Source organism: Pedobacter sp. 22226 (genome assembly GCF_052045455.1).
Taxonomy (GTDB): Bacteria; Bacteroidota; Bacteroidia; order Sphingobacteriales; family Sphingobacteriaceae; genus Pedobacter; species Pedobacter jeongneungensis.
This window is the reverse complement of the sequence record NZ_JBQEPB010000008.1, coordinates 21032-38073: the sequence shown is the minus strand read 5'-3', so window position 1 is coordinate 38073 and position 17042 is coordinate 21032. Positions and strand designations below refer to the sequence as shown.

The 17042-nt window shown below is 38.4% G+C and carries 10 protein-coding genes; 5 read left to right on the top strand and 5 right to left on the bottom strand.

The genetic code is table 11. The features are described from left to right. Nucleotides 1-7: 7 nt before the first annotated feature. From ACTJKC_RS18135 to ACTJKC_RS18120, 4 genes are all read right to left on the bottom strand, one after another. Nucleotides 8-259 carry a hypothetical protein gene (locus ACTJKC_RS18135; RefSeq protein WP_440794098.1) on the bottom strand — a complete coding sequence of 84 codons (252 nt, stop codon included), beginning with the start codon at nucleotides 257-259 and terminating at the stop codon, nucleotides 8-10. 1061 nt (nucleotides 260-1320) lie between these two features. Next, entirely contained in the window at nucleotides 1321-2706 is a 1386-nt protein-coding gene (locus ACTJKC_RS18130; protein ID WP_440794096.1) for a hypothetical protein, read from the bottom strand. A 43-nt stretch (nucleotides 2707-2749) separates the two neighbouring features. After that, a complete protein-coding gene (locus tag ACTJKC_RS18125; protein WP_440794094.1) occupies nucleotides 2750-5572 on the bottom strand; it encodes a TonB-dependent receptor domain-containing protein in 2823 nt (940 codons plus the stop codon). Between the two features lie 119 nt (nucleotides 5573-5691). After that, nucleotides 5692-7032: a histidine-type phosphatase gene (locus ACTJKC_RS18120; protein ID WP_440794092.1), complete on the bottom strand. Its 1341-nt coding sequence runs from the start codon at nucleotides 7030-7032 to the stop codon at nucleotides 5692-5694. Between the two features lie 357 nt (nucleotides 7033-7389). Between ACTJKC_RS18120 and ACTJKC_RS18115 the strand changes: the two genes are divergently transcribed. The 5 genes from ACTJKC_RS18115 to ACTJKC_RS18095 all read left to right on the top strand — a co-directional run bounded on the left by ACTJKC_RS18115 (nucleotide 7390) and on the right by ACTJKC_RS18095 (nucleotide 14604). Beyond that, nucleotides 7390-10947 carry a PAAR-like protein gene (locus ACTJKC_RS18115; RefSeq protein ID WP_440794090.1) on the top strand — a complete coding sequence of 1186 codons (3558 nt, stop codon included), beginning with the start codon at nucleotides 7390-7392 and terminating at the stop codon, nucleotides 10945-10947. A 12-nt stretch (nucleotides 10948-10959) separates the two neighbouring features. Beyond that, complete coding sequence (locus ACTJKC_RS18110) at nucleotides 10960-12120, top strand: hypothetical protein (RefSeq protein ID WP_440794088.1); 1161 nt, start codon at nucleotides 10960-10962, stop codon at nucleotides 12118-12120. A gap of 257 nt (nucleotides 12121-12377) precedes the next feature. After that, a complete protein-coding gene (locus tag ACTJKC_RS18105; protein WP_440794086.1) occupies nucleotides 12378-13394 on the top strand; it encodes a hypothetical protein in 1017 nt (338 codons plus the stop codon). 3 nt (nucleotides 13395-13397) lie between these two features. After that, nucleotides 13398-13820 carry a hypothetical protein gene (locus ACTJKC_RS18100; RefSeq protein WP_440794084.1) on the top strand — a complete coding sequence of 141 codons (423 nt, stop codon included), beginning with the start codon at nucleotides 13398-13400 and terminating at the stop codon, nucleotides 13818-13820. Continuing rightward, the gene (locus ACTJKC_RS18095) at nucleotides 13813-14604 is read left to right on the top strand and encodes a hypothetical protein (protein ID WP_440794082.1); all 792 of its coding nucleotides are present in this window, start codon (nucleotides 13813-13815) and stop codon (nucleotides 14602-14604) included. The genes ACTJKC_RS18100 and ACTJKC_RS18095 overlap by 8 nt, the downstream gene beginning before the upstream one ends. 313 nt (nucleotides 14605-14917) lie before the next feature. On the opposite strand, the gene ACTJKC_RS18090 is transcribed toward ACTJKC_RS18095, so the two are convergent. Beyond that, on the bottom strand, nucleotides 14918-16981 hold the full coding sequence (locus ACTJKC_RS18090; protein ID WP_440794080.1) for a glycoside hydrolase family 2 protein: 2064 nt from the start codon (nucleotides 16979-16981) through the stop codon (nucleotides 14918-14920). Between the last annotated feature and the right edge of the window lie 61 nt (nucleotides 16982-17042).

The following is a 17042-nucleotide window of genomic DNA, read 5'->3' as shown; positions in this document are numbered from 1 at the left end:
AATGCTTTTATTTATTATCTGTAATTTCGGGATTGGGTTTAACAGCCCTTTTCGCTGTAAAATCCAGTGGCTTTTGAGCAGGTAAATGGTTTACTTTAGAAAGCAGTACAGAATCAGGATGCATGGCTTTTTCATGCACATTAGCGCTGGCTTTATCCTGTTGATGTGCTTCAGTAGCAGCATGAGGCTCATTACTATGGGTAAGCAATGCAATTGCCGGTATAACCATTAAAAGACCTACGCATGAAACCAATCTCATATTATTTAACCTCTGATTCTTTTATTACAAAAATGATTTATAACTATTAGCAGTATAAACAGAAAGTGTTATGATATTATTAATATTAACGATCTGATTTTAAGTAAATATTAAGGGGAAGCAGGCAGTAAAACATTATACCGGTTGGAAGGGCAAAAAATAATGCTACTGGTTCGTGAGGATACGAACCACGGAATTCAGGGAAGCAGGAAGTAAAGCATTGCACCGGTTGGAAGGGCAAAAAATAATGCTACTGGTTCGTGAGGACACGAACCACGGAATACAGGGAGGCAGGAAGTAAAACATTACACTGGTTGGAACGGCAAAAAATAATGCTACTGGTTCGTGAGGACACGAACCACGGAATACAGGGAAGGGAAGCAGGAAGTAAAGCATTGAACCGGTTGGAAGGGCAAAAAATGATGCTACTGGTTCGTGAGGACACGAACCACGGAATACAGGGAAGCAGGAAGTAAAACATTACACTGGTTGGAAGGGCAAAAAATAATGCGACTGGTTCGTGAGGACACGAACCATGGAATACAGGGAAGCAGGAAGTAAAGCATTGCACCGGTTGGAACGGCAAAAAATAATGCTACTGGTTCGTGAGGACACGAACCACGGAATACAGGGAAGCAGGAAGTAAAACATTACACCTGTTGGAAGGGCAAAAAATAATACTATTGGTTTGTGAGGACACGAATCACGGAATACAGGGAAGCAGGAAGTAAAGCATTGAACCGGTTGGAAGGGCAAAAAATAATGCTACTGGTTCGTGAGGACACGAACCACGGAGTACAGGGAAGCAGGAAGTAAAACATTGAACCGGTTGGAAGGGCAAAAAATAATGCTGGTGGTTTGTGAGGACACGAACCACGGAATACAGGGAAGCAGGAAGTAAAGCATTGAACCGGTTGGAAGGGCAAAAAATGATGCTACTGGTTCGTGAGGACACGAACCACGGAACACACACATAAAAAAAGCCTGAAAAAACAAAGGTCTTAGCGTCCCGCTAAGACCAGTAGAAAACGCTAAGACCAGTAAGTATTCAGTTTATCGTATTAATGCTGATTTCCACTCCCATCGGTTTGGTAAGCACCGATATCATTTCCCGGAGGAGTAATAATTGCCCCAAAATTACCCGTTGTTTTTACAACTGTCATCGGCGTAAAATCTGTTTTGGCTTTATTGTGCCCTGGTGAGCTTGCCTGTAAGCTGAAGTTAGCCGTGCCAACCCTAGTAATATATGCCGGCATTAACGACGCGGTTATCGGACCCGGGTTTGCGGTATAATCGTACTGATCGGCATTGTAATTAAAAAATAACGGATTTTTATCTTTTGCTGTTGCACTTTTAACATCGGCTGATTGGTTTTTTGCTACACCATCACTGGCTAAAAACTGGGCCAGTATCCCGGAAGTACTTCCGTAATAATATTGGTTGTTGTATTTTATATTTACCTGATCGGCATCAGTGGTAATTCTTAATCCAAAACGGCAGTTCGAAATGAGGTTGTTGTAAATTAAACCCCTTGCCCCCTGTTCGTAATTGATTGATCCGCCACGGCCGGTTTTGGTTTGGCGGAACCCACAATTGGTCATGGTATTATTGTACATATTTACGTTACACTGGATGGTGGTTGCCCCTGAGTTTGATGCTTTAAGGGCATTGGTTGCCGAACCGATTAACATGTTATAAGCTAAATCGCCAACCGTTCCGCTTTTCATGTTAAAACACTCCCCACCTGCTTTTCCACAAAGCTCGAAGGTGTTCCGCATGATTGCTATCTTACCCCCAACAGTTCTGATTCCATCATCTGCACTGCCAAAAATCCAGCTGTCTTCTAAAATAAAATCCTTTTCGATGTTGGCGAAATATATCGCATAACGGGCATCACCATCTTTGTATATCGATGCGTCGTTACCATAAGATGCCGCACCTGCAAATTCGATGTGCGTCCACTTGATAATCACATCGCCACCTTTAGGATTTGGCTTTGCTGCTGTAACTGGCGCCGGACTAGCCAGAATACCACCCCACGAGCCTTTAAATACATTATCATATTTTGCCGCACTGGCTTCCGTATGGTAAGTTGCTGCATTTTGAATGGTAATATAATTCGGCTTTTCTTTAGTGCCCAAACTGATAAACGTACCGTGAACAGTAAGCTGAGGAGCTTTATCTTTAGTACCATCACCCACAGCGATGAGCGTAACTCCGCTTTGCATCAATAAAGTATCGCCATCATTTACGGTAATATCTTTATCAAAATAATAGGTTTTTCCGGCTTGCATGGTCCCTTTAACATTCCCAACAAGGTTTTCAGAACTGATTAATGAACCGGCCTGAACTACCGGCACAGAAAGGATCAAATCCTCCTCTTTATGGCATGCATTTAATAAAATGGCCAAAACCAGAATAAACAACGACTTTAAAATATTTTTCATCTGTTTAAATTTTGTTTCTGTTTGTGGTGAAGCGATCATGATCTTATAATTTATAGCGTAGGCCTAACAAATAGAATTGCTGATATTCATCTTTGCGGATAAAAACATTTTCTCCGATGGTTTGATTGGCTACATCCTGATTTACTGTTGCTGTAGTTATTTTATATGGTCGTCTGATTTCCAGTTCGGATGGCGTGTTTAACAAATTGTTTATTTTAATATAAACCGAGAAGCTTTTAGTTATTTTTTGCTCTGCTGAAAGATCTAAAGTAACGGTTCCTTTTTGCCAAACATCGTTATCCAGAAATGGTGATACGGTATAAATCCTCGCGCCGGTATATACTGCTGCCAACTGTGCATCTAAACCCGAAACGGCATCTTTAAACAATAATGATAAGTTACCGATGTGTTTAGACTGGCCCTGTAAAGGACGCGTTTGCTCTTCGGTACGCTGTGTATAAGAGGTTGTTACCGGATCTCTGTACAATACCGTTTTTGGTGTGGTAATTTTAGAATCGGTGAAGGTATAATTAGCACGGAAACCAAATTTGCTGATGTATTTGGTAAAATCCATTTCGAAGCCGTAGTTAGAAGCATTACCGAAATTACCTGCGGTGTAAAATATACTCGTAGCCTGGTTGACCAATGCATACTCAATCGGGTTTTTAATGTCTTTATAAAACACTCCCACCAATAACTGATCTAACTGTTTTGGAAAAAATTCGTATCTCAAATCATAGTTATCAGAGGTAATGCGCTTTAATTTGGGATTACCCAATTCCTGATAATCGGCATCAGGATTGCCACCTGTATGTGGAATTAATTCGTAAAATCCTGGACGACTGATTGCGGAATAATAAGATAAACGAAGATTTTGTTTATCGCCAAGTGCATATTTAAAGTTTAAACTGGGCAATAAATCAGCGTACTTATTTGAACCGATTGCACCCACGGTTTGATCTACTTTGGCCGAGGTTACCCAATCTTGCCGGGTATTTTCGTAACGCACACCACCCAATGTTTGCAATTTGCCAAGGGTAAATTTAAACTGCGCATAACCTGCGGCAATTTTTTCATTAAAAGTATAGTTTAAAGGATCATTGAGCGAACCACCAACGGTTTGTACCATAAAGGTATTATTGTTGATGTTACCATCGTAAACCTGCGTGGTACTTCCTGATAATTTCAGCGAATAATCATCATAGTTGCTGGTTCTTCTTTTATCGCGGTACATTCCACCAACGCTAAATTCTACCTTTGTATCGCCGATTTTTGGTTTATAAATAAAATTCAGGAAACCGGTTTTATCTTCATCTGCATTTTTTGCCCAGATGTGCGATTGTGCTGCACCTGTTGAATTAAACAAAGCAGGATTTTGTGCCGAACCGATTTTATTTCCGGCAGCATCCAATATAGCTGTCCGCCCGGTTACAATGGTCAATATTGCCTGATCTGGCTGGTTTGCTGTTGCTTTTGCATATACTGCAGACCAGTTCATTTCCAGTTTATCGGCCAGTTTATGCTCTCCATGCAAATTGGCACTAAAAATCTGCTGTACGGTACGGGTGCTTCTGTAGGTATTCGTTACACGTCCGGTTCCTACGCCAACACGGCCTAAATTCAGGGTAGTATCGCTCTGGAAACGGAATTCGTTCTGCGCCAGATTCATGTACGAAGCATAAAGATCAATTTTATTTTCTTTATTAAATTTATAATCCAGCCTGGTATGTAAACCGGTACGTTCCTGCTGAATGCTGTATCTTCTGCTCTGCACGCTTTTTAATGCCGGTTCGTTTGTATCCCTGTCTACATCGGTATCGTAAAAGATGGTGCTGGTACCACGAAAAGTATTCTGATAGCTGGCCGCTGCCAATGCACCGAATTTCTTGTTGGCTGAGCGGCCACCGATGCTGAATCCCAACACGGTTGATACAGGTGTATGCCTGGTTTGGTAATTAAAACCACCATTAGAGAAATCGGAAATATTTGCAGTGTAATTGCTTCCATTTGAAATGCGTGGCGATAAACCTGCACTTCCGGCATGATCGAAAGCAGTAAAGTTGTTTTTAACGGCAAAAGTACCTGCCAAACCAACGGCCGCATTGGCACGGATGGTTAAACGGTCAGGCGCGTCCTTTAAAACCAGGTTAATTCCGCCGCCAATGGCATCGCCTTCTAAATTTGGGGTTAAAGATTTATAAACCTCCATCCTATCCACAATATCAGCAGGAAAGATATCCAGTGGCACATAACGGTTTTTATTATCCGGACTTGGAATTTTTACACCGTTAACCAAAGTATAGTTATAACGTTTATCCATACCGCGGATAATGGCATACTGACCTTCGCCGTTGTTACTTCTTTCGATTGATACGCCTGAAACCCTTTGAGTAACATTGGCAATGGTTAAATCGGGAGAAATTTCGATAGCCCTGGCCGATACTGCATTTAATACCTGATCGGATTTACGTTCGATGGAACGCGATTTATAATCACCTCCTTCATCAGATTTGCCAGAAATTTTTACTTCATCCAGACTGCTCGATTTGCTTTCGATCTGAAGCGAAATAATTTTAGTTTCTCCGGCTTTAAGGTCAAAATCTTTGTCTTCATCCTTGTAGGCTACAAACTTGGCTTCTACCTCATATTTGCCGGCAGGAACATTTTTAAAAACATAACTCCCGTCGAGGCCGGTGCTTACGGCAAGCTTAAAGGTTTTCTTTTCATTTTTTAGCGTTACGGTAGCGCCTATTAATGTTTCTTTTGAATCTTTATCGGTTACAATCCCCCGCACGGTACCATTGTTCTGGGCAAGTGCAACGAGGCATAAAATCACATTAAAAAGTGTAAGTAAGAGTTTCTTCATACAGGGTTTTATTTACCCGCAAAGGAACTCTTCGAACTTTAACACTAACACCTAAACAGATTAAGTTTATGTTAATTTTTTATGGTGATTTCATTAAGGAATCCGCAACCTGATTACGATTATTTTAACTTGAGTAAATATTCGTGCATATTATCCTGAAGACCTAAGTTTAAGGTTTTCAACCGTTTGGTATAATGGTTTCTTACCGCTGTCCAGCTGTAATATGGAAAGGTTTTGGTGTTTAAACCATTAATGGCAACTTCTTTTTCGTTCAATAAAAACTTCACTAAATGGTCTCCCCCTGACTGGTTTTGATAAACAATCCACTGGATGTTGGCACTAAACGGGATTATATTTTCGGCTTTCCAAACCTGCTCAAAAGTTAAAATATTATTGGTGGCTTCGGCTGCGCCATGTACCCCCATTAGGGCGGCAAAAGGTGCAATGGTTTCAGCATGGGCAAAACGCAGGTAGGCTATTACAGGCTTGTTTTTTAGATAAGCATCAGTCGTATTGATAAAATCGGCCAGTAAAGGTGCTGCTACCCTTACCTGGATGCCATTACTGTTTAAACCCGGGGCTTTCCTTAAAAAATCTTCGGCATTGCCCAAAGTATTTAATGCGGCTAAATCGGCCGCGGTAAAATAGGCTTTGAAGTTGAGGTCTTTTTCGGTTAAACCAACAGCTTTAATTTCGGCACTTACCGCATTCAGGATGGTGTAAAAGCCATAAACATCTTCTACAAAATTAATTTTCTCGGTTTGACTTAATTTCGCCAGGTAATTGGGTTTAAAGATTTTTTGAGCAAAACGGCTGGCAATATCATTTAGTTTTTTAGCCCTTGCGAGTTTTTGATAGGCAATGGTCCAGTTGCCATTTTCTTTAAACTCATCGTAGGTTTTAGAAAAATCGTAAAAACGCAGGTGGTCATCATCGGCATAATTAAAAGTGATGTTCTGGCTTAACGGGGCCGATTTGGTTTTAAGTCCGGCCAGAAACGCTTCTGCACTTTCTTTAGTACGTCCCTTTTTAGTGGTCGAAACCAAAACCTGGTTACCCGAAGTAAAAACATTTTTCTGGTTTGTAAACATCCGCTCAGCTATTCCCTTTAACTCGTTTGCACCGCTTTGGGAAATAGAAGCCACATGGTTTTCTTCTTCTTTGCCCAGGTTTAAAATGAGTTGCTTTAAAGTTTTTCCTGCTGTGGTTAACACATTTAAACTATCGGCTTTTGAGATAACAGTATAGGCATAAGAAAGTTTAACATCCTTGGTTAAATGCCTTGCCCCATGCCTGCCTACAAAATTAATGTAAACAGCCTTAAAGCCGCTAGGTACCGGCGTAAACTTGGTTTGTTTTGGTATATATAACGTTTTTGTTCCCAGTAATGCGGTTGATGGTGTTTGCGCAAACCCAAAATAAGGAAGCCATAAAAGCAGGTAAAGTAGTTTTTTTCTCATAACAATTGAGCGCAAATTTAGCTTTCCAATATTAAGATTAAGTTAAGTAACAGGGTTTGTTAATTCAAAACAAAAAACCGTGGAAATACTTTCCCACTAAAAATTATACGGGGAAAAATATCTACACCCCCTCTTTCCTATTCCCCACATTACAGGTATAGTTAAAAAAACTTACACTCAAAAATATGGCTTAATGATCCAAATTATAAGGTTTGCTGAACAGAAACGCCTGTAAGAAATAATACATCAAATAATCAGTTCCAATACAAAATCTGTGGTTTAAATTTTGCCTGATGTTCTTTAAGTAATTACCTGATCTAATTTTTTAAGATTAACCACCAATTAAATATAACTATAATGGATTGGAGCACAGACCCTGAGCCAGTTAATGCTAAAGATAATATCACAGCTATTGATGCTGCCGATACCCTAAAGGGAGCAGGCCAGCCTGCCGTGCAGGATCCTGACCGTTCCACAACGAACACAGAAATTACCGAGATTTTGGCCTGCCATGGTGCAAAATGCACCTGCGATCAGGCTTCCGATCCATCTTACAAACCATTAAAAGTACTCAGCCATAATAAATACGTAATCAACGATAACGGTGAAACCAAACTGATTGCCACCACTTTAGAAAATAAACTGCTCAACCTTAACTTTGGCCAGTGTAAAGTACCGGATCCGGGAAAACCCGTGCCCTGTACGGCCAAGCTGCAATGGAAAGATTATTACGAAAAAGTAGAGCTCCCCAACGGGGCTTATGTGCTAACCGATAAAAGCACGGCAATATGTACAGCAAAAGGCGGAAACATAAAAATTGTTCAGCATGGCCAACAGCTTGATATCACTCCCCGCGAACTCGAAAATACCAGTGCAGGCAGCTGGGTAGCTGATGGCCCCTTGCTTACCGAGGAGTTTATGTACACCAGTGCGGTGGCAAAAAACAACGACGAAGACGGTGCGGCCGTAAAGTCAATTGCCCCGCTAACTTATGGCAAACTGCAGCCGCTCAATAGCCCTGTTACTTTCAGGGCAGAATTTTACGGACAGCCCGGCGATGCCGAAAAGCAGGGCGTAAACTGGGTAATTTACGATACAAACGGCGAGCCCATGCAATTGCGCAGCGATGCCGGCGAAACCATCACCATTACCTTCAAAAAAGCAGGAATATACCTCATTGAGGCCTATGGCAAGGCAAATGGTGATAAAAAAGTAACCAGGGCTTATACCATCAAGGAAAACACGATCGAAACGGTTACCACGGTAGACGGAAAAACCAAAGTGAGGGTACAGGTACCTGTAACATTCAGGCTGAAAAGCCTTTTTCCTGGCCTGGCCGTACCCGGCGATATCAGTACCATTAGCTGGGAAGTAACCAAAACAAGTGGTACCGGGGTGCCTGCCCTTTTAACCCCAACAGGGAACATTACCCAGGTCATCTGTAATGATGAATGCACTTACGTGGTATCGGCCTGTTTTAACGGTGTCCCAAAACAATCAGAGCAGATCCATGCCCTGAGGAATGGGATTACATCGGTGATTGCCTCTGTTGAAAGTACGAGGATAAAAGAACAGATCATATTTAGCGTAAAAGACCATTTTAAAGTTTTACCTGCCCTGCCCGAAGAAAGTGCTGCGGTAAAATGGATTTGTAAAAACGATGAAGGAAAACCTGTTGAAGCATTTGAAACCAAAACTGGTGAGACGGTAAGCCATCAATTTGAAGAGCCAGGCGAATACACCGTACAGGCCTATCTGGTACAGCCAGGTGCAAAGGTAGCGGTTAAGATAACCGTCGCCCAGCCCGCGCTTATCCTCGCACAATGGGAATACCCCGAAGGTGGCAGAAAAACAAAAACGGGCTGGGGAGAAAAAAACCACGCTTACCTTAAATTCAAAGCGGCAGAGGGCATTACCGTTAACCTGGAGTACGGCTATATCGATGGTGATGGCAATGCCAGGGCCATGCACGTCATCAATGGCTTCAAGGTGCCCAAAAACCAGGTACCAGATACCGAAAAATATCCTTTTATAGCACACGCAGCCCAATATTCAAAACTGTTAAAAGCAGGAACAGAATTTTATTTCAAGGTACATGCTGCCGATAAAAAATATGAAATTTTAAACGGGGATATCCCACAGCCACTGCAAAAACTAAAACTGGTTACAGGTGAAGAAATTGTAAGCATTGAATTTTTAACCGATGGTAAAGCAGTTATACAGGCCTTATATGGCAGTAAAATGCAATGCCGAATCCGCACCCGGAACCTTAGCGCAAAAAACATCTCGGTAAAAATATACCGTAAAGAAAGCCGGCTGGGACTGGATAACCTCAGAAACGATACCCTTGTACACCATAAAGAATATCCATTAAACCCTGACGGTACAGTTGAATTTGATTTCACACTGGACAAAAGCTGGGAAAAAAGTTATAGCGAAAAGCTGCACCGATTTTATGCCGTGATCGGAGAAATGGAGTTTTTTGGCATCAGCAATACCCTGATGGCCTTTAAGAATGATGTGCCCGCCAATGGTGGCAAAGCACTGGTGGGGATTGGAAGGCAGGAAGGTGGCAATAGTAAATGTTATTGTAAAGAAAATTCTTTTCATTGGAGTAACAGATTAACATGCGAGCAACGTAAAAAAGTATTACAGGTTTGTGCAGAGTTGTGGGGAGAAGATAAGAAAAAGGAAAAGGCAAGTGAATTGATGTCGGTAATGCACTTAGAAACAAATAATACATTTTCTCCTTCATCTGATAATGGTGTAGGATTCTCCGGTTTGATACAATTTAGCGATGCTGCAGCAAAATCTGTAGGAACAACAAGAGCTGAACTAAAGCAGATGACTTTCATAAAGCAAATGGATTATGTAAAAAAATATCTTGAGAAGAAAAAAGAGAAATTAAATGCGATATCAGATTTATATCTGATGGTATTAAAGCCTAATGCTGTTGGGCAAGGCAGCAATCCAAATTATGTATTATTTGATGAGAGTATCGAGGTGCCAAATGTTCCTTTCGACAAAGACAATATTGATAAAGAACCATGGGTAACCAAATATGGCTACTCCAGTAATTCTTCTTTCATGCAGGAAAAAGGAGAATGGGATAATAAACGGATGTTTAAAACATACTCTAAAGGAATGAAACAACGAAGAGGATTTACTAATGGAAAGACATTTGTTTGGGAGGTAACAAATGTTTTAATTGATCACCATTACAATCCTGGAAAATCAGAAATATTCATTGGTAAATGCGCAAACATTGAAGAAGAAGACCTGAAGAAAGTAACTAACAAAAGAACTCCATGGATGAAAACTGTAATAAATGAAGCGCAACTTTATGGAGGAAAAAGCCAAAGTAAAATTCAAAGTAGAGTAACTGCTTATCATAAAGTCGGAGCTAATTATTCAGGTATTGAGGATGCATGGTGTTCTTCATTTGCTTGTTGGTGTTTAGAAAACAGCGATCCAAGATTTGAAACTCCACATTCACCTGGCTCAGCATCATTTATAAACCATAAAACAGTTGAAAAGTGCGAAGCTTTCTATGGTGCAATTGCGACTTTTTCTGATTGTGATCCACAAGGAAATATAACTACGGGTAAAGGACATGTGACTTTTATATATGGAAAACTATCTGGCGATAAAATTTATGCAGTCCTTGGTGGAAATCAAAACAATATGATTAAAGTATCAAAATATGATTGTTCAGGAAATGTTTTCTTTAGTTATCAAAAGAAAAATGGAACTAAAATATATAAAAAATTCAGAGGCTTTTTCAAACCGAAAGGATATATAATCAAAGAAATTGATAAACTAGTCGACTCAGACAATTACAATAACATTGATGATGCAAATAAAAAAATTGGATTATCATCAATAAAAACTATTGCCGGAGAAAGAGATAATTAAAAAAACTACAAAATGAAAAAGAAAATTACAATATCTACAATAATCACAATATTTTTTTTAAGTTTTTCCTGTAGAGAAAAGGAGAACAGCAATAAAACAAACAGTATGATAGACTTAAATATTAGGCCAATTTTAATTGAGCAAATAAAATCTGGTAATGATCCATCTTATGGAGGGTTTGATGATTACGGAGAGAAAGACCTAAACGCACTCGTTTTAATAGAGGCTAAGATACTAAATAACAATGGTTATAAAAAAATAGATACAAAACTATTTAATCAGAAAGTTGAAGAAATTTTTGATAGGAATATTGATCAAAACTCAAAAAATAAATATATAAAAATTGAGACATATAGTGATAACAAATGTAACAAAAAATTAATTTATGCCCCATACACTGCTGATGCACAATACCTTTACATCACAAAAAAACAACAATTCATAACCGATTTCCATGCTCTTCCGCAGGTTTTGGATTATTTAAAACTCTATCCCGAACTATCTGAATATGAGAAGAAAGATATTGAGATTTATGATGCAGTGGAAAATACAAAAGTCAGAGCATCACAATGGAAAGACAATTTAAAAGAACTTACTCAAGAAAGAGAGAAAAACATTTTAACAATAGTCAATCGTAATAAGTATCTATTCAACGATGATAAAGCCAGTTTCGCATGGTTAAAATTTAACGACGATAAATTTTTAAACGATCTTGTAAAAATTTTCGGATATGTTAAAGATGAAAAATTATTATCATTTGTATTATCCAAAAACATAAATGATGAACAAGAGTTTTGTAAAATATTATGGAATCATAAATGTGATAGGAAAGCAATTTTTCATCAAGAAGTATTTAATCTTGTTAAAACTTACGATGAGAAAAAAAGACATGATTTTTTAGATAATTTATCACTTAAGATTATTAACCTAAAAAAAATTATAACCGAAAATCCAGAAATTACCTTTTCTCAAAAAGCGGAACTTTTAGGGAAAATAGCATATAATGCAGAAAAATTGGCTCAGCTCGATAATTATCAAACTTACCAATTTTTCAAAACTTTGAATGAAGATGTTTTTCAAAAAGAATTTGAAAAACAAAATTATTATAATATCCAAGATTTTAAAGAAGTTTATGACGAAGCTAAAACAGGTGGGATTAATTTTGCAGAATAAGTGCATTATAAATTAATCAAATATTTGGTTGATGTAAATAAAACTGGCGGCCATTCTAAATAAACAACTATTTCGAGAACCTGTACCTAACTGCATTTAAAAAGTGGGGAGAGTATGAACTATAGTGCCGACACTTTGATCAACGGCAACCTGAATAAAAAAAAGGTGAGCGCGACAGTCCACCGTTTTCGTATTTCAGCAAACATGATGATGCTTATAAATATAGCCGTACCAAAGACCATGCGGTGAATCAAAAGATGATCGCCAATTTAGCCTACGCCGATAAAAACAGAAGTGTAAATAACAGGGTCGGAAATACCCAGGAAGGTGATGGCTGGAATTTTAGGGGCAAAGGCCTGATCCAGCTTACCGGTAGAGAAAATTATACCAAAGCAGATGCTTATACTTTAAAATATGAAAAAACAGATATCCTTAAAAATCCTGATATCGTATCGAAAGATATTAAGATAGCAGTACTAACCTCTATGGCCTTTTTTAAATGGAAGGGGTTGATTGCCTTATCTAACGGATCTTCCGAAAGTAAACCAGTTTCTCAAGGAGTAGGTCACGAAGTTGGCAACAGTTATATACTAAAGCAGAATGCTTTTGATAATTATACATCCAAACTATTTAAGGTTATTGAATGTGACTGGAAAAATATCGATATTAAAATATTTGGTAAGCGCGCTCCTTGGATGGAAATAGCATTAAGTGAAGCCAAAGCGATGAAAGGAAATTTAGAGTCAGAAGACCCCATGTACTCTAGGGCAAAGAGCTATCTTGAATATTGCAATAATAACTATAAACCAACGAATGGAGAATATGGAGCATGGTGTGCAGCTTTCATGAATTGGTGCATTCATAAAACCAATAATCCAAAAACGAAAAAACCATATAATCATTCCAATTCCGCTAGCTCATTAGAACCTACATATAATGAAAAATACAAACAAATTCCAAACGCTATTTATGGTTGTTTAGTAGTTTATAAAAGTACAGATGGATCCGGTAAAGGACATACAGGTTTTTTATATGGAAAAACAAAGGATAATCGATTTATTTTACTAGGTGGCAATCAGGGAAATTCTATCCGCTTTAGCAGTTATGGTGAATCTTTTACTTATAAAAAAATCACAAAAAAACTTGTAGGTTTCTACATTCCAAGTGATTATGAAGTTACAGAAGTGGATAAATTGAAAAACATCGATACTTATATAAGCTCTGAGGAAATAAACAAAAAATTTGCTATAAAAGAAAAAGATAAAACAAATTAATAAATGAAAAGAATATTATTCTTTGTTATCGCCATTTCCATACTAGGCGGTTGCAAAAACAAGCAAAATAATGACAACATAGTTCAAAAAAAACAAGAACAAATGCTTTCAATAAAAATAATTGAGGAAATAAAACAACATCTAAAAGACCAAAAAAGAATACAAATTGATGAAGATGACGGTGAATTCATTGAACATCCATATCATTTAACTTCCAGAGATTTAGAATTAGCTTCTATAGTAGTAGTGTTTGAGGGATTAAAAAATAATGGTTTTAAACCTATTACGGATGATTCATTTTATCAAAGGATTAAAGAGGTATTTGGAATTGAAAATCTGAAAAGTCATCATTATAAAATGAATGTAACAATGAGTTATATTTCATTATTTGGGAACCAAAGAGAAGATTATAAAAAAAATGGTTAAAAATGAATTTGAAGACCCATTATATTACGACAACTATTTTTTACTAAGGAAAGAGCATCTCTTTTTTGGATTCCAACTGCTAGACGATCTAATCAAAGTTAATAATGATAATAGTTATACAATTCGTATTGAACCTTATCATATCCACAGGAATAAATATTTATTCAATAATGATAAAGCGAGCTTGGCATGGCTTTTAAATAACGATAAAGGCTTCTTAAGTATGTTACTTCAAAGATATGGCTACGATAAAGAGTCAAAAATAGACAAAATGATGCTTGATTCTTTATATAAAGAGAACATACAAGCAAATCCTGTAAGAGGACAATATATAGCAGATTTGTTTTTTATTAAAGACAGTTATAATAAATTACAGATCAGAAAAAATTTATTAAAATATGTGGAGGAGAATACCAGTACTACTGATAATCGTTTCATTTATGCGTTAGGCTATTTTATATTTACATTATACGATGGAGATGCAAAGGATCCTAGCTATAAAATCTTCGACGAAGATCCCTCCAAAAAATTCACTGATGTAGAAAAAGCAGAAATTGTAGCCAACATTGCCAATATCGAAAACCCTGCTATAGAAAAATACAAATCTCCTGCATCATCTGATGTATGGAATCTTCCGGGTTCTTCATTATACAACCTTTCGGTTTCGCATCCTGAAGTAATTAAAATAATAGAACAGCATAATTATTTCGGCCTGCCTAAAATGAAAGAGATCATAGCTAAGTTACAGGAAGAGGCTCCACCAACCGGTGCAGATCCGGAATAAGCCGTAAGGTTAGCCAATTTTAAACCCATAAGCAAGTAGTTGTTTATGGGTTTGACTTTAAAAAGCATTCCAGAACCTATTTATCGCTACTTCGCAGTTTATAAACATAAAGATGGAATACGTGGGCATACTATAAACTATTCCGCTAAAACTAAAATTGCGCAGCAACATCCATCGCTACGCAATCATTAACTAATCAAATAAATGTAATTGCCGCAAAATACCAGGTAACCAATCTGATTATTTAAACGGCGTGTGGTAAATTTTAGACATTCTAATCAAACGAGCATACCATGGGCTTACATTTAAATCTTTATTTAAAATCCCAGCTGATGCTGTCTTTTATGGTTTTGCCATCTTTTATTGCGGTGGTTTCAATTGTATTTTTACCTTTTTTAAGGGTTAAATTTTCGAATTTATACAATACATTACCATCTACCAGTTTAGGTTCGGCATTTACTTTCTTTCCGTTTAACGATAGCTTTGGGGCACCGATATTCGAGTACACCACCACTCCGGTAAGCTGGTGCTTGCGGATTGTTGCCCTCCTTTCGGTTAGGTACAAAACAGGTTCTTTGCTCCAGTTGGCCTTATACCAGTAAAAAGCATCTTTCTTTATTTTACGGTCGAAGGTAACCAGGCCTTTCATATTACGGGCGGGCATACTGCCACGGTTCCACATGGGGGTGGCAAAATCGAACATATTCCACACATATGAAGCCAGTATATAGGGGTGTTTGGCTATTATAGGCCATTGGATTTCGTGGGTTTTTGTTTCGTAGGTTTCCGGATAATCGGGCAGGGTATAATTGTAGGTATCCTTTAAATCTCCCTGCTCCTGCTGGTGCAAAATATTGCCATCGGCACCGTACTCTGATAAAATAACTTTATTGTTTGGGTATCTGGTTTCCAGATCTGTAGCCCATTTTTCTAAGGCATCAATTTTCCCTTCGTACCAGCCATAATACCGGTTCATGCCCTGCACATCGGCATTGAGGTTGGTTGGGCGATCCATTTCGCCGTAGCCACTTACGGTGACGGTATAACGGTACGGATCGAGTTGTTTGGCCAGGTCGTTTAAATCGCGGGTAAGTGCCGCAGGGAAATCAGCTGGCGTTTTGCCATACACTTCGTTATGCAAACCCCACAGGTAAATAGAGGGGTGATTGTAATTCTGTTTAATCAGTTCCATTAACTGCTGCCTTGCATTCTCGCCTTCCTCACCCGTGTACACATTTACAAATGGAATTTCGGCTGAAATGATAAAGCCCATACTGTCGCATTGCGAATAGAGGTATTCGGCCTGCTGATAGTGTGCCAAACGAATGGTGGTAGCCCCCATTTCTTTAATGATACCAAGATCTTCCTTATGCTGCGCATTACTAAGTGCATTACCATACTGCCACCGGTCCTGATGCCTTGAAACACCATACATGTTATAACGCTTTCCATTAAGCATCATGCCTTTTCCGGCTACCAGTTCGAACTTACGGATACCAAGGGGCTGCGTAACCTCATCAATTACCTGGTTATCTTTAATAAGCTGCGTAACGATTTTGTAGAGATATGGATGGTTAAAACCATCCCAAAGTATTGGATTTTGAACAGCCATTTGCTGAATATACTCCTGCCTGCCCTGGGTATTTACATTATAATTATCGGTTTGGTGTACCACACTTTTCCCTGCCTGGTCGTAAATGGTTGTTTTGATCAATACATCGGTTGCAGCTGTCAATTTGTTTTCTACTTTAACTTCAACTGAAATATCAGCTGATTTTTCTGAAACATTTTTCTGCGTGATGTAAATTCCCGGCGAAGCATAATCAGTAGTGGTAATGTTGAGTTTATTTGTTGCAATGAGTTCAACCGGACGATAAATGCCTCCGTAAATACCGAACAGGAAATGGTTTACGGGAATAATATCACGTTTCGCCGTATTATTCGCCTTTACCATAATCGTATTATTTTTGCCGATGTTTACCGCATAGCTGATATCTAAACAAAAAGCACTGTAAGATCCTTTGTGTTTGCCCACCAGTTTATTATTTACATAAACCTCGGCGGTTTGCCCTACACCTTCGAACTTTAAAAAGAGACGTTTATCTTTATACTCGTTTCCAAAAACGAAATCTTTTTTATAGATGCCTTCGCCTTCGTAAAAGTTTTTGGTGGTTTGCATATCAACCGCATTCCAGGTGTGCGGAAGGGTTACTTTTTCCCACTTTGTTGCGGCACTGTCTTTTGTTTTTTTAAACGACCAATCAGCATTAAAAGGTAAGGTAATCCTGGCCTGTTGTTGGGCTGATGCAAAGCCAGCTGTAAGGGCAAATAACGCGGTTAAAAGTGTTTTTCTAAATCTGGAAGTATCTATCTTCATTCTAATGTATAATTGAGGTTGGTTTAACCTCTACTTGTTTTAATAATTTATGTAAGGATCG